Below are 24,472 nucleotides of genomic sequence, written 5' to 3'. Positions count from 1 at the left end.
CTTGTATTCCTCGACCGTCTAATCTAAGTTACACATTAAGTGTAAACTAATATTCACAGTCTGGGGTCCACTTATGCCGATAGGTGACAGTGATTTTGAGCAGGTTTTGCGCTCCGCCATCGCGGAGGCTGCCGATCCGCGTTGCCCTAAGCGCCTGGCGGCAGCTTTGCAGCATGCGGTATTCCCGGGAGGTGCTCGGGTTCGTCCGAAGCTGTGTCTCGCGGTGGCTCTTGCTAACAACTGTGACGCCCCCGCCTTGGCGGCGGCAGCGGCTGCATCGGTAGAGCTGCTGCACTGCGCGTCTCTTGTTCATGACGACATGCCCTGTTTTGATAATGCTGATGAGCGACGGGGTCGCGAATCGGTGCATTCCGCCTATGGAGAGCCTATAGCCCTGTTGGCTGGTGATGCGCTCATTGTGTCAGCGTTTGCTCTTTTGGCGAGGCCTCAGCTTCCGGCGAAGAATCGACTATCCCAGTTGATGAGGGTTGTCGCGGAGGGTGTGGGTGCGCCCTGCGGTATAGCCGCTGGCCAAGCCTGGGAGTCGGAGCCCGTCGTCGACGTATCTTTGTATCACCGCGCTAAAACTGGCGCGCTGTTTATCGCCGCGACAGCCGCAGGGGCGGCAGCAGCGGGGATTGATGTCGCGCCGTGGCGTACTTTGGGTGCCAAGATAGGCGAGGCTTATCAGGTCGCTGACGATATTCAGGACGCCACTTCGACACCTGATCAATTGGGTAAACCTTGTGGCGTGGATGAGGCCCTGCAGCGCCCTAGCGCTGTGTCTGAGTTGGGCCTGGAAGGCGCGACGAGTCGCCTGCGTGAGCTTGTGGAGGAGGGCGTGGCTGCCGTGCCGCCCTGTGCCGGTCGTGCTGAACTACAAGAGGTGGTGCGCCAACAGGCGCAGCGTTTTCTGCCCAAGGCCTGTGCTTCGGTGGCTGCCTGACTAGTCTCTCTCTCGCCGCGCTTCGGGTGACGTGACGTTGTGGCGGTAAAAGATTGGCTGCTTGCTCATCGAGACAGGCTTCTCGGGAGTCCTGCTTTTCATCAATCGGTGCTTCGATTTCCCGTTTCTCGCTGGATTGCCCGTCGCCGTGCCCGGGAATTGTTCGATATCACCGCTGGTTTTGTGTACTCGCAAGTGCTGGCTGCCTGTGTGCAGCTGGACCTGTTTGAGCGTCTGGCTCGCGGTCCTATGACGGTTGAGCAGTTGGCGTCGGACTGCGCGATGCCCCGCGAAGGCCTTGAGCGTCTTCTGGAAGCGGCATCGGAGCTGCGGCTGGTGCAGAGCGCGGGCTCAAAGCGTTGGCGTCTTGGTGACCTTGGCGCTGCGAGTCGCGGGAGTCCCGGTATTGCCGCCATGGTGAGGCATCACGAGGTGTTGTACCGAGACTTGGCTGAGCCACTGAGTTTATTGCGCGATCGTTCAAACAGTGCGCTTGGCGAATATTGGGCTTACGCGGGTTCGCCCGGTCACAGTGACGCCGAGAATGCGCAGCGTTACAGCGATTTGATGGCGGAGTCCCAATCTTTCGTCGCCGATGATGTACTTGCCCATTGCTCCCTGAACTCGCGACGACAGCTTCTGGATATAGGCGGGGGCAGCGGCGTGTTCGCGATGGAAGCTTTACGACGCTTCCCCAGCCTGCGCGCCAGGGTGTTTGATCTTCCGGATGTTGCGGTACTGGCCGAGGAGCGTTTTTCGGAGGCTGGGTTTTCCGGGCGCGGCAGTGCCGTAGGGGGCAATATGTTCGCTGACCCTCTGCCAGAGGGTGCTGACGTCATTAGCCTCATCCGAATTCTTCACGATCATGACGATGAGCCGGTCATGCGTCTTTTACGCGCTGCGCGGCAGGCGATGAGTCCCGATGGTCTGCTGTTGGTGGCAGAGCCCATGGCTAAAACGTCGGAGGCTCCCGGTGTGGGTGCGTACTTTCATATTTATCTCTGGGCGATGCGCAGCGGGCGGCCCCGCAGTCCCGCAAGAATTCGTGAAATGTTGGAGGCGGCCGGCTTCGCGGATGTGCGTGAGCGAAAGAGCTATCAGCCTCTGCTGGTGCGCGTACTTACGGCTCGTCCGGCGGCATCATCTTGAGTGTTTATTGGGTTTGCTTGAGCGTCTGTCATTTCTTCTTGACAGGGCTAGCTGTCCATATAAACTGACACAGTGAGTCAATTAATGTATTTGACGTAATGGGAGAGTCCTAGTGGTGGATCGCACAGCGACTGCCGTCGTATTTGAGAAGCCCGGAGTCATGGCCCTTCGAAATGTTGGGTTGATTGAGCCTGGTGACTGTGACTGTGTTGTAGAAGTACTTTGGAGCGGTATCAGTACGGGCACGGAACGGTTGTTGTGGGATGGGCGGATGCCGGCTTTTCCGGGTCTTGAGTACCCTCTGGTCCCGGGTTACGAGTCGGTAGGACGTGTGGTCGAGGCGGGTTCGACGGGTCTGCGGCAAGAGGGCGATCTGGTGTTTGTGCCGGGTTCTGCCGGTTACACCGACGTGCGAGGGCTGTTCGGCGCCAGCGCTGAAAATCTGGTGGTTGCTGCGGATCGACTCGTCGCCATTGATGAGTCCCTGGGTGATCAGGGAATACTATTGGCCCTTGCCGCAACCGCGCATCACGCAGCTCTGCGGATCGGGCCGCAGGCTTTACCTGATTTGATTATTGGGCACGGAGTTCTAGGGCGCCTTTTGGCGCGCACCGTTGTTGCGCTCGGCGGCGAGGCTCCCACAGTTTGGGAGACCAACGCGCAGCGTCATGGTGGCGAACTTGGCTATCAGGTCATGACCCCCGAAGCAGATACGCGGCGCGACTATAAAGTGATCGCTGATGTTAGTGGGGATGCAAATATCCTCGATAGCCTGATCACGCGGCTTGTCCCGGGTGGGCAGGTGATTCTTGCGGGCTTCTATCACGCCCCTCTAAATTTTAGTTTCCCACCGGCATTTCAACGAGAAGTGTCAGTTTCTATCGCCGCTGAGTGGCAGAAACCTGATCTCGAATCCGCTTTGGATTTGGTGCAGGAGAAGTCTTTGTCTCTCGACGGTTTAATTACTCACCATCAGTCCGTACGTGCCGCTGCCCCTGCTTACCGCATGGCTTTTGGTGATCCGGACTGTCTGAAAATGGTCCTCGACTGGAGGTGCATGCACTGATGAATAAGGCTGTCACTCAATACACCCCCGGTAACGACGAGGGCTCGCTTTTAGCAAGCTCCGACGATGGCGGATCAAAAACCCAAATTATCGCTATCTATGGCAAAGGCGGGATCGGCAAGAGTTTTACCCTCGCTAACCTGTCTTACATGATGGCTCAGCAGGGCAAAAAGGTACTGCTGATTGGCTGTGACCCCAAGAGCGACACGACGTCTTTGCTGTTTGGTGGTAAGGCTTGCCCGACAATCATCGAAACTGCGTCCAAGAAAAAGGCCGCAGGTGAAGAGCTTGTCGTAGGTGATGTTTGCTTTAAGCGCGACGGTGTTTTCGCCATGGAACTGGGCGGTCCGGAAGTGGGCCGGGGTTGTGGTGGCCGCGGCATCATTCACGGTTTTGAAACCCTGGAAAAACTGGGTTTCCATGACTGGGACTTTGACTACGTACTTCTGGACTTTTTGGGCGACGTCGTTTGCGGCGGTTTTGGTCTGCCTATTGCCAGGGATATGTGTCAGAAGGTCATTGTTGTGGCATCCAACGATCTGCAGTCGCTATACGTTGCTAACAACGTGTGCTCCGCGGTGGAGTACTTCCGTCGCCTGGGTGGCAATGTGGGCGTTGCCGGCATGGTAACTAACAAAGACGACGGCACCGGCGAAGCCCAAGCCTTTTGCGAGGCGGTGGGGATTCCGCAGTTAGCTGCCATTCCCGCCGACGATGACATCCGTAAAAAGAGCGCCAACTACGAAATCATCGGACGGCCCGAGAGTCAGTGGGGATCACTCTTTGAGGGACTTGCTCAGCAGGTGGCAGAAGCCCCTCCGCAGCAGCCTACGGCGCTTTCTCAAGATGACCTTTTGGGGCTGTTTGACGGTGATGCAGTCGGGCGCAATGTTGTTCTCGAGCCCGCAAGTGTTGAAGAGTTGTGCAACGTAGAAGCCTTGAACCGCCCATCGCTGGAGGTTATCTACGACGATGTCTGATTTGGTGACAACCGTGAATCCCGCTGACGTCATAGCCAGTTCTGACGCCAAAGATACGGTATCGGGCTGTCACGCCGGTGCTGACACGATGAAGAAGGCCGCCGCTGAAGCCGGAAAGAGCGAGATTCTGGAGCAGTACGCCAAGGACTATCCCACGGGCCCTCATGATCAGCCGCAGAGTATGTGTCCTGCCTTTGGATCCTTGCGCGTTGGTTTACGTATGCGCCGTACCGCTACGGTGCTATGCGGGTCAGCGTGCTGCGTCTACGGTCTGACCTTCACCTCACACTTTTACGGTGCTCGTCGCACAGTGGGGTATGTGCCCTTCGACTCGGAAACACTGGTCACGGGTAAGCTTTTCGAAGACTTGCGAGAGGCGACTTACAAGCTCGCGGACCCGGATAAATATGATGCCATCGTGCTCATTAATCTCTGCGTACCGACGGCCTCGGGCGTTCCTCTGGACCTGTTGCCAAAAGAGATAAATGGGGTTCGCATCGTAGGCATCGACGTGCCGGGTTTTGGCGTACCTACGCACGCCGAGGCAAAAGATATTCTCGCCGGAGCGATGTTGTCCTACGCTCGCAGTGAAGCTGAGCAGGGACCTGTAGCCAGACCTGATGCCGAGAGCGTCGGTCGACCGACAGTAGCGTTAGTCGGTGAAATTTTCCCTGTCGATGCCATCATGATTGGTCGAATGCTCGAACCCATGGGTTTGGCCGCAGGACCTATAGTGCCCACGCGAGAGTGGCGAGAGCTCTATGCTGCTCTGGCTAGTCCGATCGCGGCAATGCTTCATCCTTTCTATAAAGCGACGGCGCGAGAGTTTACGTCTGCCGGCAGGACTCTTGTGGGTTCAGCGCCTGTAGGTCATGACGGTACTGCGGCGTGGCTTGCAGCTATTGCTGAAAGCGCCGGGATAAAGTCCGACGTATTGGCGAAAACCAGCAACGCTCTGCTGCCAGCGATTCGTGGTGCACTGCAGGCAGCCCCCATCGACGCGCGCATTACCTTGTCAGGTTACGAAGGCTCTGAGCTCCTCGTTGCGCGATTGCTGGTCGAGGCGGGCGCAGATCTGCGTTACGTCGGCACCGCCTGTCCGAGAACACCCTGGTCCGACGACGATCGAGACTGGCTTGAGGCCAAAGGTGTTCAAGTTAACTACCGCGCTTCTCTCGAAGATGACATTGCGGCAGTAGAAGAGTTTCAGCCGGACCTTGCGGTAGGCACAACGCCTGTTGTTCAGCATGCTAAAGAGCGGGGTATTCCCGGGCTTTACTTCACCAATCTTATCTCAGCGCGCCCCCTCATGGGCCCCGCTGGCCCTGGTTCGCTGGCTCAGGTGATTAATACTGCGGTAGGGAATCGAGAACGGTTCGCCCGAATGGAATCCTTCTTCAATGGTGTGGGTAGTGGCGAAAGCGCGGGTATATGGCCAGGCGCTTCGGGGAGGGCTGCCTAATGCTCGTCCTTGATCATGATCGTGCAGGAGGCTACTGGGGTAGCGTTTACGTTTTCACTGCGATTAAAGGCCTGCAGGTGATCATTGACGGGCCCGTAGGCTGTGAAAACCTTCCGGTGACCTCGGTACTCCATTACACCGACGCCTTACCTCCTCACGAGTTACCCATTGTTGTTACGGGGCTCGCCGAAGAAGAACTCGGCCAAAAAGGTACCGAAGGCGCCCTTCGTCGCGCCCACAAGTCACTGGATCCCAAGCGGCCCTCGGTGGTGGTAACCGGCTCTATCGCCGAAATGATCGGTGGCGGAGTAACGCCACGGGACACGAATATTGAACGCTTTCTGCCGCGCACCATCGACGAAGATCAATGGCAAAGTGCCGATCGTGCATTGTTCTGGTTGTGGGACCGTTACGGCAAGACTAAGCGGAAGAAGGCCAAGGTCGCGCCAAAAGTGGAAGGCGCCAAACCAAAAGTAAACATCATTGGCCCGATCTATGGCTGCTTCAACACCTGGTCTGACGTAGCAGAGATTCAGCGTTTGATTGAAGGTATCGGCGCCGAGGTGAACCTGACCTTTCCCATGGGTGTACAGCTGGATGATGTTCCCAAGCTTGGCGACGCCGAGGTCAATGTCTGCATGTACCGGGAGTTTGGTCGCAAGCTTTGCGAGGCATTAGAAAAACCGTATTTACAGGCGCCTATCGGACTTCACTCCACTACAGCGTTTCTTGAGTCCCTGGGCGAACTGCTGGACCTGGATCCGCAGCCTTTCATCGAGCAAGAAAAGCACAGCACGATCAAGCCGCTGTGGGATTTGTGGCGCTCGGTAACACAGGACTTTTTTGGCACTGCCAACTTTGGCGTGGCTGCCAGCGAAACCTATTCCCGCGGCCTGCGTAACTTTCTTGAGGAAGAGTTGGGCATGCCCTGCAGCTTCTCCTTCTCTCGATGTGCAGGTGCTAAAACAGACAATGAGGCAGTGCGCGCCGCCATGGCGGAGAGCCCGCCCCTCATCGTCTTTGGCAGTTACAACGAGCGCATGTATATCGCGGAAACGCAGGCTCGCACGATGTACATACCGGCGTCCTTACCGGGTTCCATCGTTCGCCGTCACACCGGCACACCGTTCATGGGCTACGCCGGCGCCTGCTATGTGCTCCAGGAGGTTTGCAATGCGCTGTTCGACGCGCTGTTTCATATTCTCCCGCTCGGCACCGAACTTGATCAGATCAGTGCGACTCCCGCTCGACTTAACGAAGAGCTTGCCTGGGAGCGTGAGGCAGAAACATTACTCGAGCAACAGCTGGAACGAGAGCCTGTGCTTCTTCGAATATCCGTCGCCAAGCGTTTGCGCGACGCTGCAGAAAGACGCGCCAGAGATGCAGGTGTGGACCGTGTTGGTGTTGAACACCTTGATGCCAGCCTGCGAGCAAGATCAGAGTCAGACCCCGTTGACGAAGCGGAGCCTGCTTGAGTGTTAGCTAAGAACAAAACAAGAAATGCGAGCCAAAACCGGGGAGGGCGGAGGCATGCTGAAAGCTGGGGAAGTAGATTTGGGGGCACATCAAGTGCGACAAACGGATAGACGAAGTTACCGACTGTTACTGGCTATGGCCGTGAGTTGCTTCTTTGTGGTGAGCGTTTTTACGCGTTTGCTACCGAGAGGACTCCGTCCTTTTGCGGCAAGTGCTCGAAAAAGCGAGTCCTGCTTTGAGGAGGCGCGGCGTGTTGCCCTGGCGGTGATTCCCTACGCCTTTGAGTGGTAGGGCGTAAAAAAATAAAAAACCGATGCGTGTTATCGCTTCGGAGATCTATCGATATTCACCGTTTATGACGGGTTTGGAGGTTACGGCATGTCCATGTTGAGTTTTGAGAGGAAGTACCGGGTACGTGGAGGCACGTTGCTCGGTGGTGATCTCTTTGATTTCTGGGTAGGGCCGTTTTATGTCGGCTTCTTTGGTGTCACTACGATCTTTTTTAGCGTCGTGGGTACGGCGTTGATTTTGTACGGCGCCGCAATGGGTCCCACGTGGAATATCTGGCAGATAAGCATCGCGCCGCCGGATCTAAAATACGGGCTAGGTCTGGCTCCTCTAATGGAAGGGGGCTTATGGCAGATCATAACGTTGTGTGCCATTGGTGCATTTAGTTCTTGGGCCCTTCGGGAGGTAGAGATCTCCCGAAAACTTGGTATGGGCCTGCACGTGCCTTTTGCTTTCGCTGTCGCGATTTTCGCATACGTTACCCTGGTGGTGATCAGACCGTTCTTGCTCGGCGCCTGGGGTCATGGCTTCCCCTACGGAATCCTCAGTCACCTTGATTGGGTGTCTAACGTCGGCTACCAGTACCTGCATTTCCATTACAACCCCGCGCATATGCTCGCGGTAACTTTCTTCTTTACAACGACCCTGGCGTTATCCATGCACGGGTCATTGATTTTGGCTGTGACCAACCCTGGCGACGATGACCCCGTAGTGAAGACCGGTGAGCATGAAAACACCTTCTTCCGTGACGACGTGGGTTACTCCATTGGCGCCTTGGGTATTCACCGACTCGGACTCTTTCTGGCGCTATCAGCCGGTTTCTGGAGTGCGGTGTGTATTGTTTTGAGTGGACCTTTCTGGACCCGCGGTTGGCCCGAATGGTGGAACTGGTGGCTTGAATTGCCGGTCTGGTCTTAAGAGGGGAATGCTATGAATTTTGAATATCAGAACATTTTTACGCGGGTTCAGGTGCGCGGTCCTCATTATCCCGGCGTGTCTATAGGTGCGGAAAATGAAAACCGCGTCGGCACTCCCGTTGATAACTACTGGATGGGCAAGATTGGCGATGCGCAGATAGGCCCTTTCTATCTTGGCTCGCTGGGTCTGGCATCCATTGTTTGCGGACTTATCGCCTTTGAGATAATTGGTCTTAACATGTGGGCCTCAGTGAACTGGGATCCCGTCCAGTTTGTGAAGCAACTGTTTTGGCTGGCATTAGAGCCACCTCCCCCGCAGTACGGCCTCAGTATTCCGCCATTGAATGACGGCGGCTGGTGGCTGATTGCCGGTTTCTTTTTAACGTTGTCAATTATGCTCTGGTGGCTGAGAACCTACCGACGCTCTAAAGCATTAGGTATGGGGCAGCACCTGACCTGGGCCTTTGCCGGCGCCATTTGGCTCTACCTGGTATTGGGCTTCATTCGTCCGCTTCTAATGGGAAGCTGGAGTGAGGCAGTACCCTTTGGAATCTTCCCGCATTTGGACTGGACCGCGGCGTTTTCCTTGCGTTACGGCAATCTTTTCTACAATCCCTTCCACATGCTGTCCATTGCTTTTCTTTACGGCTCTACCCTGCTGTTTGCCATGCACGGCGCAACCATTTTGGCGGTGACGCGCTATGGCGGAGATCGTGAGATAGATCAGATTACGGATCGAGGTACCGCATCTGAGCGTGCGGCATTGTTCTGGCGCTGGACCATGGGCTTTAACGCCACGATGGAATCCATCCACCGCTGGGCCTGGTGGTTTGCCGTTCTCACGGTAGTGACGGGCGGTATCGGAATCTTGTTGACCGGCACGGTCGTTGACAACTGGTATCTCTGGGCCGTGAAGCATGGTGTGGCACCGTCTTATCCTGCACTGGAGGCGACGCCCCTTGTGGATCCCAACTTGGGGGGAGGACAGTGATGAATACTTCCATGCGTTTATTAGGCGTCGGATTTTTATTAGCTACCGTAGGCCTTGCAGGCTGCGAAAAACCGCCTGTCGAAGTGGTGCAGCGTGGTTATCGCGGCACGGGTATGGAGCAGGTAGTCAGTCCCGGGGCCTTTCAGGAAAAAGTCGCGGCTAACCAGGCTCCGGAAGCTATCCCGGCGGTGCCATCGTCGGGACCCAAGGCTAAAGATATCTATCAAAATGTGCAGGTGCTCGGCGATCTGAGTGTGGGCGAATTCAATCGCTTGATGGCCGCGATCACCGAGTGGGTATCTCCCGAAGAGGGCTGTACCTACTGTCATGGTATGGAAGGGTTCGCTGCGGACGATAAGTACACCAAAAAAGTAGCGCGAGTCATGATCGCTATGACCCAGCGTGCTAACGAGACCTGGGGTGCAAATCACACGGCACCAACGGGCGTCACTTGTTACACCTGTCACCGGGGTAACAACGTGCCTGAGTACGTGTGGGTGACAGAAGATGCTCCGAAGATGCCGGGCTCATTTGCCGCACACCCCACGGGTCAAAACGTAGCAGGAGTCGCGGGTGTTGGTTATGCGTCTCTTCCCTACGATCCATTTACGCCGTATTTAGAGGGTGAAAAGGATATTCGGATGGCGGGCGACACGGCATTGCCCACAGGCAATAGAAAGTCTATCAAGCAGACCGAGTGGACCTACTCGCTAATGATGCATTTTTCCCAGTCTCTGGGGGTGAATTGTACTTACTGCCATAACAGTCGCGCCTTTGCTAATTGGGAACAGAGCCCTCCGACGAGACTCAAGGCATGGCATGGGATTCGTATGGTGCGTGAGTTAAACAATGAGTTTGTCTGGGAGACAAACGACTGGCTGCCAGAACATCGTCAGGGTCCCTCGGGAGATCCGCAGAAAGTCGCTTGTAACACCTGCCATCAGGGAGCCTACAAGCCGCTCTATGGTGCCCCGATGCTCAAGGATTACCCAAACCTGGCAAAGCAATCTGCAGGATCAAAGAAGCTTATTGAGGTCGCCACAGAGTCTGAGTCAGCGTCGGCATCAGCCGCAACGACAGGCGGTGGTGGTTAGTAAATCTCCAGCGGTATCGCCTTGGTGATGCCACTGAAGGTGCAGTGTCTAGTAGTCCCCGTAAGGTGTCTGCAGCGCTGTGAAGGCCCCCAGCTCGCTTCGGCGAGTCGGGGAAACGTAGTTGACATGGGAGAAATCAAACCATGAGCGAATCTAGCAGCCTTACAGGGCTCTCAGATGGTGCGGCCAGAGAATTTCACAGCTTGTATGTGAAAAGCACTCTGGGTTTTGTCGCAGTAGCCGTGGTCGCACACCTTTTGGTGTGGTCCTGGAGACCGTGGTTCTAAGGATCGACTTAGAGACTGAACCTGCGCTGCACCTAGGTGTAACGCTTTAAATTAAGGAGATGCGTAATGCATAAAATGTGGATGATCTTTGATCCTCGTAGAATATTGGTAGCGAATGCTATCTTTCTTTTTACGTTAGCGATCTTGATTCATTTTATTTTGCTGAGCACCGCGAAGTACAACTGGATCGAAGGTGATTCGATGGCAGGTGCTTCAACGGCCCAGCACATGGAAGCATTGCCCCCCTCGCGCAGCTAGCGCATTGGGCATTGCAACTTAGTGTGTCCACGGCCTCCCCCGGTCGTGGGCACCGTTTCTTAGCCGTCTGCGATCCTCGTAGCTCGGTGCCATGCAAACCGAAATATTGAAGGAGTCCTGATCTTGTCCGATGTAGCTAGGGATTCAAGGGACGCCACGGCCAATGTGAGCGTTATGCGCGCCCCGGTCTCTTTTGACAATGAGCAATTGATTCTTGTCGACAGTAACGACGAGGTTGTTGGCTATCGCAACAAAGCCCAAACGCATCAGGGTAGAGGCACTTTGCATCGCGCTTTTTCCGCCTTTCTCTTCGACCAAAAAGGTCGCTTACTCGTCCATCGTCGGAGTCAGCAGAAACCTTTGTGGCCGGGATTCTGGACCAACAGCTGCTGTAGTCACCCCCGGCGCGGTGAATCCATCGACGCAGCGGTCACGCGCCGTGTTCGTGAGGAGCTCGGTGTCGATGCACTCGCTCAATCGATTTACAAGTTTGAATACCATGCACAGTATGAGGATGTCGGCAGTGAGCATGAGCTCTGCCATGTCTATCTGGCACGGGCGATAAGCTCATCAGCTCAGGTGTCTGCGCACGCCGCAGAGGTCATGGACTGGCGCTGGCTCAGCGTTCAGGACGTCGATGATTGGATGGCAAGCAGGCCATCGGAACTCACACCCTGGTTTCGTCAGGAGTGGAGTGCACTGCGTGGGCGCTACCAATCAAAACTTGAACGCTTTTTAAACGAGCTGGGTGGGACCACCGGCCAGCGCGGAGCTGCGTAAGCCCTTCCTAAGCTAAGAGCCAGATAGGCCTCTTATAAAGCCATGGTCAGGCGATCGTGCGCCAGCGGTATACAGGCGATGAGTCTCCCCAGGCCTGATGCAGTGTGTATCGGCCCGCCTCAGTCATTGTGAGCCTGTTGCCCTCAACTTCTATCAGGCCTTCTTCCGTGAGCGCTTTTATTGCCGGGTACTCCTGATTGGGGTCGAGGAGTGTGTGCTGGTCATCATTGAGATGCAAGTTGCACATGAGGTCAGAGAGTGCGTGACGTCGCGCCCGCACGTTGGGGCTAAGTCTGGCAGCGGCGCTCATAGGTAATTCGCCGCGTTCGATGCTTTCGCTCCACTGATCAATGTTGGCGTGGTTCTGCACGCAGATGCTGGAGAGATCCGTCATGGAGCTGCTGCCGAATCCGATGACACCGCGACCCGATTGCGCTGTGTAGCCGATCCAGTTTCTGTGCAGCGTCCCGTTTCTATGTGCCTCGCTAATACTGTCCTGCTCCCTAGCGAAGCAGTCCAGGCCTATCCATTCGTAGTCAGAGCCGCAGAATTTATCAACGATGCGACTAAATATCGCCACCTTGTCCGCGATGGAAGGGAGTTGCGCGGAGTCAATTGCCCGCTGGTGCTGAAAGAGGTTGGCACGGCGGGAGTAGGTGTAGCAGGAAATTCGGTCAGGAGCGAGCGCCAAAAGTTCGTCCACTGTTCGCTGGACACTAGCGGCGCTCTGCATGGGCAAACCGTACACGAGATCGGTGGCAATCGTTTCAAAACCGATCTGACGAGCGTTATCTACCACATCGCGGATAACGGGAAGCGATTGATGTCTCCCGAGCGCTTGCTGGACCGTGGGATCCAGATCCCGAAGTTCCAGATTGAGTGTTCTAAATCCAAGTCCATGGAGTAACGACAGCTGTGCCACCGAGGCGCGCTGAGCGTTGGCTTCCAATGAGGATTCTGTCTGGGCATCAATCGTAAAGTGCTTGTCGAGAATATCGACGAGTCTTACCAGCTGTACTTCCGAAAGATAATTGGGAGTACCTCCCCCAAGATGGAGCTGCTGAAGACGTCGGCCCTTGCCCAGGTGTTCTGTGACCAGCTCAACTTCGACCTCGAGCTTGTCCAGGTAGCGGTCGATTTGCTTGTGATCGTGGCTGACAGTGGTCTGGTGATCGCAACTCAGGCAGCGAGAGGGGCAGAAAGGTAAATGGATGTACACCGACAGCGCTTCGCCAAGGTTGCGCTTTTCATCTTCCAGGGCTGCGATGTAATCGTTATGGGAAACCGCGGGATCGAAGGAAAGTCCGCTGTCAAACAGTTTGATGCTATCTGGTTCCATGGCCCCGGTCGTAATGATCATCCGGGCATCGTCGCTTCGGTTATTCTTACTATTATCGTCGCTTCTCTTCATGGCGACTGTTCCTCTGCACATCTTGTGAAGATCTTCGGTCGGTTGCTTGGGTAACAACAGTGATTCGTAACGGGCGGAGAGACTGGGCAACCGAAAACGGTGCAAGTCCCCTCGACAGCCGGAATAACTCCAAGCATCGGGGCATTCATCAAGGTGCACCATGAAAAATAGCGCCCTGACGGTTCGGGGTCAAGTTATGGTGAGAAAATAAAATCATGAGAAAAATGGTTTTAAGGCGCACTTTGAACTAAGGGTGTTTTGGAACCCCAAGACTGGGAACTTCGGCTGCGGCCGTGTTTTTGTGTGCCGATGACGGTGGCTTGGCCGATGGAGTAAGCGCCCAACGCCAAAGGACAGACTCCCCAAAGGGGTACATTAAAAACCAATGCTCCAACACAGCGAGGCTTAGCAGAGCACTTACCAGCAGGTTGGCGCTTCGCAGAAAAGGATCATTGGTTGCCATCGCCTGGCCGAGTAGCAGCACGGCTACTATCGTGCCGATGGTCACCGATACGGGAAACAATAGGTTCATTGACGCCCGTCGTGTATAGCTATCGAGATATTGCAGGTGAGCGGGAAACCAATCGCTGTTGTAGTTTCGCACGCCAAGGAAAAGATTGAGTTTGGCGCTCCAGCGCATCAGCCACAGGGATACGCAGGTAGCTGCAGCGACTTGATTGGGCCCATCTCCGGCCACAAAAATCACCAGTGCCACCATCGTTATGACCGATATCTCGTGGTAGAGACTGGTTTGAAGACCGAGCCAGAAGCGCTGCAGAGTGCCGGCATTGCTGGGGCAGGGCGTTTTTCGAGGCCCCGTGATGACACCCATGAGGTAGGTCATTTCTAACCATGCCCAGATCACCAGTCCCTGACCAAAGCCCAGGAGGGCGCCCGCGGCGCTGCGATCGTCGCTGCGACCGGGAAGATAGATAAGTGACAACAGAACCAGCGCGGTTACCGCAAGGAGGCTCGCGCGCTGCCATTGCGCACCGAGTCTGTTGAGCAGCAACACCAGGCCTGTACTGATCCACCAGGCCAGGGTGACCGTGGCCAGCGCTAAGAGATAGTCAATCACCAGTCGTCATCTGATTCCGCGCTGGGGAGCGGGGCATCCATGAGTGCAGCGAAAACCGCTATATTGCTGGCGCCAAAGGCGACGAGGTCAATTTTTTCGCCGGTTGAGGGGTCTGAGAGGACCAATCGTGCGTCATCGTAGCGAGTCAGTTCAAATAGTGAGGCGATGCCGGAATCCAGACCCCGACGCTGACGCACGAGGCTGCGTACTACGCCTCGGAGGAATGCGCCCTCGCCAGAGGGAATACTGGCAATGGTGTCCTTGCTTTGCCATTCGAATACCTCGACCACCCCATTGGGGAGGTCTCGGAAACCTAACTCGCGAACGTCAAGAACAGTGGCCTCAGGTACCGAGTCCATGGAGTACCCCGTGAGGCGCGCTATGAGCGTTGCAGCGAGCACTGCCATCACAAACACCGCCAAGCCCGCAACAAGTATACGAGAGCCTGAATCCATGGTGCTGGTTCGCGTTCCGCTCGGGGAGTGTGTCATTGCATTGCTCAAGGCGCGCTCCTTAGGGGCCTTCAGGAAGTGCTTAAGGCAGCGCTGTGATCTGACGCGCTCTCAACGGTAGTGCTTTCGCCACGCAGTGGCTGGGCGCTACTGACGACGCTGGCAAGGCTGGCCGCCAGCTCCTCTACATTGGCTACGCTGCGAAGGGCAGGCTGAGTGGGATTCATGTGCCAGCTGCGCACATTAGGCCACAGCATCATGTAAGAGAGACGTTTTTTCTGATCGAGTGACAACACAATGTCACCGCTGCCATCAGGAAATCGCCGCATATCGGCGGCTGTGACGATGGAAAGGGGAATGTTCACCATCATCGGCATAGCCACACCAAAGCGCAGCACCAGACGCTTGTTCGTTAAGGTGTAAACCGTTGTCCGCGCATAAGCGAGTGCGAGAAGAGCGAGAATGCCCACCGCGAGTAAGCCCAGTCCGATCATCCAGGTGCTACCCAGAATCACTTCTGTAAGCGATGAGCTGCCCATGGCCTGAACGCCAAGATGAACAGCAATGAGCAGCGCAAAGTAGATGGCGATGTTGCGCACGTGGAAAACCCGTCTTGCCATAACTTTAAAGTCGGGCTCGCCCTGCCAGATGAGTGTCTCATCTGACGGGAGATAGCCGGGGAGTCCGCGAACCGGTTCGTCTTCGTATTCGCTGACACTCATAGCACTGGCTCCGTGCGCTCAGGAAGTGCGTAGAGGTATCCGCCACCGTAGTAGGCGCCAATCTTGTCTTCCTCCTGAAGCGTGACGAAATCGGGGTTAGCCGTCGAAGGCGCGTCGGCAAAGTGCGCGCCGCAGACGGATTTTGCGATGACATCACCGTTGGACTTTATGCGAGCAAAGGTCATGGGGATCATCACTCGACGCTCGCCGGCGGCTATCTCCAGGTAGCGCACGCAGGGCTCGCTGAGGTCGATCCAGAGATCTGTCACCGTACCCCCTTGCTCACCATCTACACCAAACACAGGACGGCCACGGGGGTCAGGGTCACGGCTCTCTACACTCCAGTCCTCGGCGATACGCATGGGAATGATGCGCGGTGTGCCATGGTCATGATTAAGATCCGGTGCTTCGGGACGAATCGCCCAAGCGGCAGGACCGACGCCATCGAGCATGGGGTTACCTGTAGGCTCCAGAGGAAAGCCCGGCGCGGGTACGGGCTGTTCTGCCTTGAGCTCGTAGCTGGGTGGGTCTTCCTTGGGCGCTGTGCGCGTGCCTTGCCCGTGGGGCAGGGTGTAGGTCTTCTCCTCGGGCATACCGAAAAGGTCGCCGCCGCGGTAGTTCTCGTTGTGAGAATCCAGTAGCGGATAGCCTTCACGTTTGTTTTCGCGATGGAGATAGCCCACCAGCCCAAAGAAAAACAGCCAAAACGCGTAAAGCGTCAGCTGTGCCAGATCGATGTACTCAGTTATAGCTCCAGTACCCATTTCAGTTCCTCCCTGTCAGGGTCTATGTCAATTCGGGAATTCATGCAGAGCAAAAGCGCTCCCTTGCCCGACCTGCCCGGGGCCGCGTACCAGCGGTCCCAGAGCAATGAGTGCTGCAAAAAGCAACAATATTTCCAGGTGGTAAACGGCGCTATAGCCGGTTACCGGATCCATTAATGCAGTGCCTAGCGCTCCGCTTTCCGCGAGATAGGTGACGTAATCACGCATGCCCCCTCCGGCAGCTATGGCAAGTCCGGCAGCCGTAGCCTGTACTGCGCCCCAGGCGCCGAGGGCCAGACCCTTTTCGTCTTCGCTTCCCAGTGCCATGGCGGCCGTGAGAGTACCTACGGCAAAAAATCCGCCACCAAGACCAATAAAGCCCGCTCCGATCTTAAACAGGAGTGGAGATCCCAAGGGGGCTGAGAGAATGACCGCGGCGAAAGCAAACAAGCCCAGCGCAGCACCGTAGCCCGACAATCGAACAGGGTCCGAACCAGAGCTCAATTTTTTGGCAGAGAGTGCAAAGGCGATGAGCATGCCCACACCCCATATCGCGGACAGGCCGGTGGTTGCACTCACGGACATTCCCAGAATTTGGCCGCCGTAGGGCTCCAGCAAAATATCCTGCATGCTGAAAGCGGCTGTTCCCAGTCCGATAGCGAGGAGTAACCGACGGGTGCTGCTCGATGCCGTAAAAGCGCCCCAGCTTGCAGAAAAACTCGGGCGAGGGCGCTCAGGGTCTGTCCTGGATGGAATAAGGCTTTCCTGACGCCACAGGGCGATGGCGTTGAGAACGATCGTCGCCACAGCAGTACCTTGAATCACTTTGATGAGTTTGAGATTGGAGAAATCATCCAGCAGTACGGAAAACAAGAGCGCGCTGACAATAGTCCCCAGAAGCAGCATCACGTAAAGGAGAGCGACAACTTTCGGTCGCGTGTTATCCGTCGCCAAATCCGTCGCCAATGCAAGGCCGGCGGTCTGCGTAGTGTGCAGTCCGGCGCCAACCAGCAAAAACGCCAGAGCCGCGGCCAAGGGTCCCAGCCACTGGGGGCCTGCAGACGAATCAGAAAGGACAATCAGCGCGAAAGGCATGATGGCGAGTCCGCCAAACTGGAGCATGCTGCCTCCCCAGATGTACGGCACCCGGCGCCAGCCCAATAAGGACTTGTGATGATCTGAGCGAAATCCCACGAGGGCACGGAGAGGTGCAAACAACAGGGGCAGCGACACCATGAGTGACACAAGCCATGCAGACTGGCCCATTTCCAGAACCATGACTCGATTAAGCGTGCCGTTCAGAAGGACCAGCGCCATACCCACGCTGATTTGAAACAGCGAGAGCCTAGCGAGTCGAGGCAGGGGGAGGTCGCCACTAACAGCGTCCGCAAAAGGAACCAGTGCCAGTAAGGCTCCCGAGGGAAAAATACGATCTGTGATCGCCGTAAGGTTCACTGACGGCGTAGCTCGCAGGCCTGAGAAATGTAAAAGCCGCTGTTAATCCGGGCGACTCGTCCGCGCTCCCAGGATTGCAAGGTTTTCTGCGACGCAATCATGCGATCAAGACGTTTTGGACTCACCGGTTGAATGGCCGGTGCACGGTCGCCGCGGGGAAACAGTTTTCCCGTGGCATGCATGATTTCCAGTAGGACTGTGCTGGGGGCATGGGTAAACACCATGCTCTTGCTGACGCGCGGTGCGAGACTGTTGAGTACTTCAATACCGTCGGCGACGTCGTAATGAATCAGGGAGTCCATGGCAAGTACATGATCGAATTCGCCGGTGGCGAGGGCGGCCATGTCTCCTACTTCAAAGTCGATGTGGCCCTCTCCTATATCTGAAGGGAGACGCTCCCGCGCTATATCGATAAGCGTTGCAGAGAGATCCACGGCCAGGACCTGGGCCCCCCGTGTGGCAAGTTCCACGGCTACTGCGCCCGTGCCACAACCCGCATCTAAAACTCGGCAGCCGCGAAGGTCATCGGGAAGCCATGAGAGCAGGGTGCTGCGCATTTCGTCTCGCCCGGCGCGCACCGTTTGGCGGATTCTGCTGACCGGCGCGTTAGAAGTGAGTTTCGTCCAGGCGTCAGACGCCGTGCGATCGAAATAGGTTTCGATCTCTGAGCGGCGCTGAATGTAGCTGTTGTCGGCCATCAGTCGAATCCCAGAAAATCAAACAGATCGCGATCTTTCATGGGCTCGGCATCCAGGGCATCGGTACCTTCCCATAAAGCGGTAGCGAGATTGAGGTACTCCTGCTGTACTGCAAGTAGTTCTGGTGTGTCGTCCATTTCGAATAGCGTCGATTTCTTGAGACGGCTGCGACGAATGACGTCAAGATCCGGGAAGTGAGCGAGGCGCTTCAGGCCCACCGCGTCGTTGAAACGGTCTATCTCATCGGTGCCCGAGCTTCGATTCGCGATGACGCCGCCTAAACGAACAGGATAGTTCTTCGACTTGGCTTTGATAGCGGCTGCGATGCGGTTCATCGCGAAAATAGAGTCGAAGTCGTTCGCGGTAACTACGAGCGCGCGTTCGGCGTGTTGTAAGGGCGATGCAAAGCCGCCGCAGACAACGTCACCGAGTACATCAAAAATCACCACATCAGCATCGTCCAGAAGATGATGCTGCTTCAGCAGTTTTACGGTTTGACCCACTACATAGCCGCCGCAACCGGTACCCGCCGGGGGGCCGCCTGCTTCGACACACATGACGCCGTTATAGCCTTCGTACATATAGTCATCGGGCGTGAGCTCTTCGGAGTGAAACTCCACAGACTCCAGAACATCGATGACCGTAGGCATCAAAGCCTTGGTCAGGGTGAAGGTCGAATCGTGTTTAGGATCGCAGCCAATCTGAATGACACGCTTTCCAAGCTTAGAGAATGCAACGGACAAGTTGGAGGAGGTGGTGCTTTTACCGATGCCTCCCTTGCCGTAGATAGCAAAGACTTTGGCTTTATCGATCTGAACATCCGGATCGAGATGTACCTGTAAGCTGCCGTCACCGTCGAGTCCACGACTGTCATTAGGGTCGACCTGCTGTACCGGAATGTTGATGGGCTTGTTCATGCAGCTGCTACTCCACTGGGGATGCCTTCCAGCCAGTCTTCGAGGTCTTCACTTGCACGATGCAAAGCGTCGAGGCTCTCTTGATCTGGCTGCCAATAGTCGCGATCGCTTGCTTCGAGCAATCGATTCACGACCTTGATGGCGGAATGGGGGTTAAGTTGGGCAAGACGATCACGCATTGACTCGTCGAGAATGAATGTTTCTGACATACGTTGATAAACCCATGGTTCAACCTGGCCAGTGGTTGCTGACCAGCCCATGGTATTGGTTACATGCGCTTCAATCTGTCGGACACCTTCAAAGCCGTGCTCGAGGATGCCTTCGTACCACTTCGGATTCAGCACTCGGGTTCGGGTTTCGAGAGCGACCTGCTCTTCGAGCGTTCGAACCTTGCCACTGCTGGAAGTTTGATCCGCTATGTATACCGGGACTTCCTGACCGTTCCGGGCGCGCTTCACCGCTCGGCTGATGCCCCCGAGGGTATCGAAGTACTGATCCAGCGAAGTAATACCGACCTCTACGGAGTCAAGGTTCTGGTAAGCCAGATCTACCGTAGCGAGCATGCTGTTGAGGAGTTGAGCCTGAGGTGCGACCTCACCGTCGCGACCATAAGCAAAACACTTACGCGAGGTATAAGCATCGGCCAGTTCGCTGTCGTCTTCCCAGCGACTGTCATCCACCAGAAGATTGACGTTGGATCCATAGGCTCCATCGGCGTTACTGAAAACTCGTAGTGCCGCTGTTTCGAGGTCACAGCCCTGTTGCTCCTGCTGTGCCAAGGCATGTTTTCGCACAAAGTTCATTTCAAGAGGTTCATCCGCGGAGGCCGCCAGATAGCTAGCCTCTGCCAGCATGCGCGTCTGCAGCGGCAGCAGATCCCTGAAAATACCCGACAAAGTCATAATTACGTCGACTCGCGGTCGGCCTAGCTCCTCGAGGGAAATAAGGCGTGCACCGCTGACTCGTCCATAGCCGTCTATGCGTGGCTCGGCGCCCATAAGCGCCAGCGCCTGGGCGATAGGGCCGCCCTCATTCTTCATGTTGTCAGTTCCCCAAAGGACCAGCGCTACGGTTTCAGGGAGCGATTCGCCCGACTCGGCGTGTTTCTTGAGCAGATTATCGGTTTGGCGAAGACCATCGCGCATCGCATACTGACTGGGCAGGCGATAGGGATCAAAACCGTGAAGATTGCGTCCCGTGGGTAAAATCTCCGTGGTGCGGAGTAAATCTCCCCCCGGGGCCGGCGCGATGAAGCGCCCGTCCATGGCGCGAACGATCGCTTCAAGTTCCGGGTTTCGGTGTAGCTGATCCGCGGTGTGGCTCAGGGAACGCACTGCCTCGCTAAGATCGTCCCGATCGGGGTTTGCAGCCTCAAGAAGCTTTGTAAAAACATCCGTTTGGCCCTGCTCCAGCGCAGTGACCTGATCAGCATCCAGCTCCAACTCGTGGCTGGCCTGACCCACTGCAGCGAGCATGTCTTTGCGTTCAGCTTCGCAACCCGTTTCACCGAGCACGTGAAGACCATAAGGGATCAGGGTTTCTTCCAGCTCGATGAGCGAGCGACGAAGCGCCTCTACATTATCGCTGTTGCCCTCGTTCCAGATGGGCGCTTCCTTGCATAGATCCAGCTCGGCCCCCTGAGCCTGAATAACAGCGGCGAGGTCTGCCCGAACTTCGGTACAGTCATCTGCGCCGCTACGCCATCGCTCGATGGTTTCCTTCAGCTCTTGCAAGCCCTTGTAAAGGTCGGCGCGGGTAATAGGTGGTGTGAGATAGCTGATAAGTGTGGCGCCAGCCCTTCGTTTAGCGATCATGCCTTCTGAGGGGTTGTTGGCTGCATAGAGATAATAGTGGGGGATATCGCCGATCAAGCGCTGGGGCCAGCAGCTATCGCTCATGCCGGACTGTTTTCCTGGCATAAACTCCAGCGCACCATGCGTGCCGAAATGCAGGAGTGAGTGCGCGGCAAAATCCTCGCGTATGTAGCGATAAAACGCCGAGAACGCATGGGTAGGTGAAAACCCTCGCTCGAACAAGAGGCGCATCGGATCGCCTTCGTATCCGAACCCTGGCTGAACGCCGACAAAAACATTGCCGAATTGGGCGCCAAGAATAAACAGAGATCGACCATCGGTGTTTTGCTTGCCGGGAACAGGTCCCCACTGCGCTTCGATCTCCTCCAGATGCGGTTCCCTCGTAACGTGATCGTCCGAAGAGATGAGTGCATGAACATTGGCCATGGCGCCGTAACGCGCGGCATTACCCTCAACAATGGCATTGCGCAGGGCGTCGACGCTATCAGGTACGTTAACGGTGTATCCGTCTTCGCGCAGCGCCCGTAGGGTATTTAGCAAAGATCGAAACACCGACAGGTTTGCTGCGGTGCCAGTGTTGCCGGCATTTGGTGGGAAATTGAATATCACTGTCGCGACGCGGCGCTCACTTTTGGGCGTTTTGCGTAGCTCAACCAAACGCAGTGCCCGGTCAGCAAGAGTCGATACTCTCTCTGGGTGAGGGCACATGGCGTGTGTATCACCGCTTGCCGCTTGTGTCGATGCGAGATCAGAGCGACCACCGTAAACAGAGGGTACGCTGGCGCCATCCAGTTCCGGGATAGCCACCATCATTGTTGCTTCGACGGGCATCAACCCGTGACCGGATGTCTCCCACTGCTCCATACTCTGAAACTCAAGGGCATGTGCGGCAATATAGGGAACGTCTAGAGACGCGAGCATGTTTTCGGCTGCTTTCGAATCGTTGTACGCAGGGCCGCCTACCAAAGAGAAGCCCGTGAGTGACAGCAGTAAGTCGATAGTCGGCTCGCCATCTTTGATGAAATAGGCGTCTACCGCCGGGCGTGCATCGAGACCGCTTGCGAATGCGGTGATCACTCTCAAGCCCCGATCGCGCAGGGCTACGATGACAGCGTCGTAGTGCGCGGTGTTTTCCGCAAGAGCGTAGGAGCGCATAATCAGAAGGCCGACAGTGCCAACCTGCTTTTTTCGAGATGCACGTTGCCCCAACTTTTCAAAGATGGGCTGTTTGGCATCCGGATCGTAGAGACCAACGTCGGGGTAGTCGACAGGGGTTCCTGCTTTGAGAGTACCCTGAAAACCACTGCGCTCGTCACTTGCATAGCGATCTGTGAGGTAGGCAATCATGCGCCGAAGGTTTTCTTCGGATCCGGCCAGCCAATACTGCAGAGTCAGGAAGTACGCCCGCACATCTTGAGAGGTGCCCGGGATAAAGCGAAGAATCTTGGGTAGCTGTTTAAGCACTGCGAGCTGCTGCGCACCGGGGGGCTTCTTTGATTTACCCGCGTTGCCGCGAAGACGCTTGAGCAAGGCAACCGCACCGGTCGCTTCACCGTCCATGCTGAATTTACCCATGCGCGTCAGCTTCATGATTTCGGCGCCAGACATGGCGCAGATCATCGCGTCGCATTGATCTCTGCGTGCCTGAAGCGTCGGAAGAATAGCGTTGATCTGATCTTCCATGAACATCATGGTGACCAAAATGATATCGCCGCTGGCGATGTCGGCTTTACAGCGCTTAAGAGCCTCGTTTTCTCCTTTCCAGTCGGCGGAGGCGTGAACCTTTACCGCCAGTCCGGGGGCATCTTTTTGTAAGTCGTGCGCGGCGCGAGAAATACTGCTCGTGACATGGTTGTCGAGCGTGACAACGACGAAGTTGAGCTTGTCGCTAGCGGCTGAAGTGGGCTTTTGCTTCATAGAGCGTATCCACTTTGATTACGTTGACGCCGTTGTCTGCAGCGAAGCGTTCGGTATTACGCTTGGCTTTGCCGCGCACGAAAAAAGGTATTTTGCGTAGCTCCCGCTCAGCATTCAGATCCCAGGTCGGTTCGCCGGAATTCGCTGGGGAAGGTGTGTTATGCGTTGCATCGTTTACGGCAGGCTCTTCGCCCCGTGTCGTGACCCCTTCGGCCGCGAGATGCGAGGGTTGGGCGCCGTCGTTGAACTCAAAATCATCCCGGAACATGGCCAGTAGATGTTCCTCGAGTCCCATCATCAATGGGTGTACCCAGCTGTCGAAAATTACGTTTGCGCCTTCGTATCCCATTTGCGGAGAATAGCGGGCCGGATAGTCTTGAACATGGGCGGGTGTGGAAATTACCGCGCAGGGAACACCCAGACGTTTGGCGATGTGCCGCTCCATTTGTGTGCCCAGCACCAGTTCCGGCTGCAGTTCACTTATCACGCGCTCTACTTCCAGATAGTCATCGCTTATCAGTGCTTCCAATCCGAGTTTCTTGGCGGCCTCGCGAACAGACCGTGCTTGCTCTCTGGAATAAGTTCCCATACCGACAACTTCGAAGGCTAGCTCTTCATGGGCAATGCGAGCGGCGGCGACCGTGTGGGTGGCATCGCCAAATACAAAGACGCGTTTGCCCGTGAGGTAGGTGGAGTCCACCGACCGTGAATACCAGGGTAGTCGCGACTCCTTGGTATCGGGCGTATGTTCAATGCCAAGTGTCTCGGTGACTTCGGCGATAAAATCGCGAGTGGCGCCGACACCGATAGGCACCGTCTTAATAGTGGCTTGCTTAAAATTTCGTTGTAGCCAGTCGCAGGTGGGTCCTGCAATCTCCGGGTAAAGGCAAACGTTCGCGTCCGCATCCGGTAGCCGAAGCAAGTCGTGGGGCGTGGCATTAAGCGGTGCGCATACGTTTACTCGTACGCCCAGGTCTTCAAGGAGTTGCGTGACTTCGCGAACGTCGTCACGGCAACGAAAGCCGAGTGAGCTTGGTCCCAAAAGGTTTACGCTAACTTGATGGTCGTCGGCGCGCTCTGGTGCGTCGCTGCCCGGTTGGGGTACGCGGCTCTGAAGAAGACCACGCACCAGGCTGTAAAAGGTTTCGCCTGCTCCCCAGTTCTCTTTTCTGGAGTAGGCCAGCATCTCGATGGGAACCACGGGCACTGAAAGCCCGCTGCTGGTGGCAAGGGACCCAGGTTGATCCTGTATCAACTCTGCCGTGCAAGAGTCACCAACCAATAGTACTTGTGGTTTATGGCGATCAACGGCTGCGTGGATGCTTTTAAGAACCAGCTCCGCCGTATCACTACCGAGATCTCTCGCTTGAAAAGTTGTGTAGGTGACAGGTGGTCGATGATTGTCACGTTCGATCATCGTAAACAGGAGGTCGGCGTAGCTATCGCCCTGAGGCGCATGCAAAAGCAGGTGTACGCCGCGCATCGAATTGGCAATGCGGATGGCGCCGACATGGGGCGGGCCTTCGTAAGTCCAGAGAGAAAGCTCCATC

At 56.0% G+C, this 24,472-nt stretch carries 23 protein-coding genes; 13 read left to right on the top strand and 10 right to left on the bottom strand.

Going from position 1 to position 24,472, the window contains the following annotated elements; all coding sequences use genetic code 11:
• The first annotated feature begins 73 nt into the window (after positions 1-73).
• From ACTG39_RS07915 to idi, 13 genes are all read left to right on the top strand, one after another.
• Positions 74-946, top strand: coding sequence for a polyprenyl synthetase family protein (locus ACTG39_RS07915; RefSeq protein WP_439107008.1), 873 nt, complete (start codon positions 74-76; stop codon positions 944-946).
• 39 nt (positions 947-985) lie between these two features.
• A complete protein-coding gene (locus ACTG39_RS07910) occupies positions 986-2,095 on the top strand; it encodes a methyltransferase (RefSeq protein ID WP_439107007.1) in 1,110 nt (369 codons plus the stop codon).
• A gap of 115 nt (positions 2,096-2,210) precedes the next feature.
• Entirely contained in the window at positions 2,211-3,161 is a 951-nt protein-coding gene (gene bchC, locus ACTG39_RS07905) for a chlorophyll synthesis pathway protein BchC (RefSeq protein WP_439107006.1), read from the top strand.
• Positions 3,161-4,141 carry a chlorophyllide a reductase iron protein subunit X gene (locus tag ACTG39_RS07900; RefSeq protein ID WP_439107005.1) on the top strand — a complete coding sequence of 327 codons (981 nt, stop codon included), beginning with the start codon at positions 3,161-3,163 and terminating at the stop codon, positions 4,139-4,141. The genes bchC and ACTG39_RS07900 overlap by 1 nt, the downstream gene beginning before the upstream one ends.
• On the top strand, positions 4,134-5,603 hold the full coding sequence (gene bchY / locus ACTG39_RS07895) for a chlorophyllide a reductase subunit Y (RefSeq protein WP_439107004.1): 1,470 nt from the start codon (positions 4,134-4,136) through the stop codon (positions 5,601-5,603). Before ACTG39_RS07900 ends, bchY begins: the two co-directional genes overlap by 8 nt.
• Entirely contained in the window at positions 5,603-7,078 is a 1,476-nt protein-coding gene (gene bchZ / locus ACTG39_RS07890; protein ID WP_439107003.1) for a chlorophyllide a reductase subunit Z, read from the top strand. Before bchY ends, bchZ begins: the two co-directional genes overlap by 1 nt.
• A 55-nt stretch (positions 7,079-7,133) precedes the next feature.
• On the top strand, positions 7,134-7,370 hold the full coding sequence (locus ACTG39_RS07885) for a hypothetical protein (RefSeq protein ID WP_439107002.1): 237 nt from the start codon (positions 7,134-7,136) through the stop codon (positions 7,368-7,370).
• Between the two features lie 87 nt (positions 7,371-7,457).
• Positions 7,458-8,285, top strand: coding sequence for a photosynthetic reaction center subunit L (gene pufL, locus ACTG39_RS07880; RefSeq protein WP_439107001.1), 828 nt, complete (start codon positions 7,458-7,460; stop codon positions 8,283-8,285).
• A 12-nt stretch (positions 8,286-8,297) separates the two neighbouring features.
• The gene (gene pufM / locus ACTG39_RS07875; RefSeq protein WP_439107000.1) at positions 8,298-9,275 is read left to right on the top strand and encodes a photosynthetic reaction center subunit M; all 978 of its coding nucleotides are present in this window, start codon (positions 8,298-8,300) and stop codon (positions 9,273-9,275) included.
• Positions 9,275-10,369, top strand: a complete 1,095-nt coding sequence (pufC, locus tag ACTG39_RS07870; RefSeq protein ID WP_439106999.1) for a photosynthetic reaction center cytochrome PufC — start codon at positions 9,275-9,277, stop codon at positions 10,367-10,369. The genes pufM and pufC overlap by 1 nt, the downstream gene beginning before the upstream one ends.
• 143 nt (positions 10,370-10,512) lie before the next feature.
• The gene (gene pufB, locus ACTG39_RS07865) at positions 10,513-10,656 is read left to right on the top strand and encodes a light-harvesting antenna LH1, beta subunit (RefSeq protein WP_405271245.1); all 144 of its coding nucleotides are present in this window, start codon (positions 10,513-10,515) and stop codon (positions 10,654-10,656) included.
• Between the two features lie 66 nt (positions 10,657-10,722).
• Positions 10,723-10,914 (top strand): light-harvesting antenna LH1, alpha subunit, encoded by a 192-nt coding sequence (gene pufA / locus ACTG39_RS07860; RefSeq protein ID WP_407327128.1) that lies wholly within the window; start codon positions 10,723-10,725, stop codon positions 10,912-10,914.
• Between the two features lie 123 nt (positions 10,915-11,037).
• Entirely contained in the window at positions 11,038-11,694 is a 657-nt protein-coding gene (gene idi / locus ACTG39_RS07855) for an isopentenyl-diphosphate Delta-isomerase (protein WP_439106998.1), read from the top strand.
• A gap of 46 nt (positions 11,695-11,740) precedes the next feature.
• On the opposite strand, the gene ACTG39_RS07850 is transcribed toward idi, so the two are convergent.
• From ACTG39_RS07850 to bchB, 10 genes are all read right to left on the bottom strand, one after another.
• A complete protein-coding gene (locus ACTG39_RS07850) occupies positions 11,741-13,105 on the bottom strand; it encodes a radical SAM protein (protein WP_439106997.1) in 1,365 nt (454 codons plus the stop codon).
• A 247-nt stretch (positions 13,106-13,352) separates the two neighbouring features.
• The gene (gene puhE / locus ACTG39_RS07845) at positions 13,353-14,183 is read right to left on the bottom strand and encodes a putative photosynthetic complex assembly protein PuhE (RefSeq protein ID WP_439106996.1); all 831 of its coding nucleotides are present in this window, start codon (positions 14,181-14,183) and stop codon (positions 13,353-13,355) included.
• Positions 14,180-14,686: a photosynthetic complex assembly protein PuhC gene (gene puhC / locus ACTG39_RS07840; RefSeq protein WP_439106995.1), complete on the bottom strand. Its 507-nt coding sequence runs from the start codon at positions 14,684-14,686 to the stop codon at positions 14,180-14,182. Before puhC ends, puhE begins: the two co-directional genes overlap by 4 nt.
• 20 nt (positions 14,687-14,706) lie before the next feature.
• Positions 14,707-15,357 carry a photosynthetic complex putative assembly protein PuhB gene (gene puhB, locus ACTG39_RS07835; RefSeq protein ID WP_439106994.1) on the bottom strand — a complete coding sequence of 217 codons (651 nt, stop codon included), beginning with the start codon at positions 15,355-15,357 and terminating at the stop codon, positions 14,707-14,709.
• Positions 15,354-16,121: a photosynthetic reaction center subunit H gene (puhA, locus tag ACTG39_RS07830; RefSeq protein ID WP_439106993.1), complete on the bottom strand. Its 768-nt coding sequence runs from the start codon at positions 16,119-16,121 to the stop codon at positions 15,354-15,356. Before puhA ends, puhB begins: the two co-directional genes overlap by 4 nt.
• A 27-nt stretch (positions 16,122-16,148) precedes the next feature.
• Positions 16,149-17,576 (bottom strand): BCD family MFS transporter, encoded by a 1,428-nt coding sequence (locus tag ACTG39_RS07825; protein ID WP_439106992.1) that lies wholly within the window; start codon positions 17,574-17,576, stop codon positions 16,149-16,151.
• Positions 17,573-18,274, bottom strand: coding sequence for a magnesium protoporphyrin IX methyltransferase (bchM, locus tag ACTG39_RS07820; protein WP_439106991.1), 702 nt, complete (start codon positions 18,272-18,274; stop codon positions 17,573-17,575). The genes ACTG39_RS07825 and bchM overlap by 4 nt, the downstream gene beginning before the upstream one ends.
• Entirely contained in the window at positions 18,274-19,191 is a 918-nt protein-coding gene (gene bchL, locus ACTG39_RS07815) for a ferredoxin:protochlorophyllide reductase (ATP-dependent) iron-sulfur ATP-binding protein (RefSeq protein ID WP_405271254.1), read from the bottom strand. Before bchL ends, bchM begins: the two co-directional genes overlap by 1 nt.
• Complete coding sequence (locus tag ACTG39_RS07810; protein WP_439106990.1) at positions 19,188-22,922, bottom strand: magnesium chelatase subunit H; 3,735 nt, start codon at positions 22,920-22,922, stop codon at positions 19,188-19,190. Before ACTG39_RS07810 ends, bchL begins: the two co-directional genes overlap by 4 nt.
• The gene (bchB, locus tag ACTG39_RS07805) at positions 22,894-24,471 is read right to left on the bottom strand and encodes a ferredoxin:protochlorophyllide reductase (ATP-dependent) subunit B (protein ID WP_439106989.1); all 1,578 of its coding nucleotides are present in this window, start codon (positions 24,469-24,471) and stop codon (positions 22,894-22,896) included. Before bchB ends, ACTG39_RS07810 begins: the two co-directional genes overlap by 29 nt.
• Between the last annotated feature and the right edge of the window lies 1 nt (position 24,472).

Source organism: Congregibacter sp. (assembly GCF_965662665.1).
Taxonomy (GTDB): Bacteria; Pseudomonadota; Gammaproteobacteria; order Pseudomonadales; family Halieaceae; genus Congregibacter.
Note: the sequence above shows the minus strand (reverse complement) of the source record. Positions and strands in the feature narration are given on the sequence as shown.

Bases quoted from the DNA above. Each gene is read 5' to 3' on its own strand.
- ACTG39_RS07915 (WP_439107008.1), top strand. From the start codon at position 74: ATGCCGATAGGTGACAGTGATTTTGAGCAGGTTTTGCGCTCCGCCATC.
- ACTG39_RS07900 (WP_439107005.1), top strand. From the start codon at position 3,161: ATGAATAAGGCTGTCACTCAATACACCCCCGGTAACGACGAGGGCTCG.
- bchY (WP_439107004.1), top strand. From the start codon at position 4,134: ATGTCTGATTTGGTGACAACCGTGAATCCCGCTGACGTCATAGCCAGT.
- bchZ (WP_439107003.1), top strand. From the start codon at position 5,603: ATGCTCGTCCTTGATCATGATCGTGCAGGAGGCTACTGGGGTAGCGTT.
- ACTG39_RS07885 (WP_439107002.1), top strand. From the start codon at position 7,134: ATGCTGAAAGCTGGGGAAGTAGATTTGGGGGCACATCAAGTGCGACAA.
- pufL (WP_439107001.1), top strand. From the start codon at position 7,458: ATGTCCATGTTGAGTTTTGAGAGGAAGTACCGGGTACGTGGAGGCACG.
- pufM (WP_439107000.1), top strand. From the start codon at position 8,298: ATGAATTTTGAATATCAGAACATTTTTACGCGGGTTCAGGTGCGCGGT.
- pufC (WP_439106999.1), top strand. From the start codon at position 9,275: ATGAATACTTCCATGCGTTTATTAGGCGTCGGATTTTTATTAGCTACC.
- pufB (WP_405271245.1), top strand. From the start codon at position 10,513: ATGAGCGAATCTAGCAGCCTTACAGGGCTCTCAGATGGTGCGGCCAGA.
- pufA (WP_407327128.1), top strand. From the start codon at position 10,723: ATGCATAAAATGTGGATGATCTTTGATCCTCGTAGAATATTGGTAGCG.
- ACTG39_RS07850 (WP_439106997.1), bottom strand. From the start codon at position 13,105: ATGAAGAGAAGCGACGATAATAGTAAGAATAACCGAAGCGACGATGCC.
- puhB (WP_439106994.1), bottom strand. From the start codon at position 15,357: ATGAGTGTCAGCGAATACGAAGACGAACCGGTTCGCGGACTCCCCGGC.
- puhA (WP_439106993.1), bottom strand. From the start codon at position 16,121: ATGGGTACTGGAGCTATAACTGAGTACATCGATCTGGCACAGCTGACG.
- bchM (WP_439106991.1), bottom strand. From the start codon at position 18,274: ATGGCCGACAACAGCTACATTCAGCGCCGCTCAGAGATCGAAACCTAT.
- bchL (WP_405271254.1), bottom strand. From the start codon at position 19,191: ATGAACAAGCCCATCAACATTCCGGTACAGCAGGTCGACCCTAATGAC.
- ACTG39_RS07810 (WP_439106990.1), bottom strand. From the start codon at position 22,922: ATGAAGCAAAAGCCCACTTCAGCCGCTAGCGACAAGCTCAACTTCGTC.
- bchB (WP_439106989.1), bottom strand. From the start codon at position 24,471: ATGGAGCTTTCTCTCTGGACTTACGAAGGCCCGCCCCATGTCGGCGCC.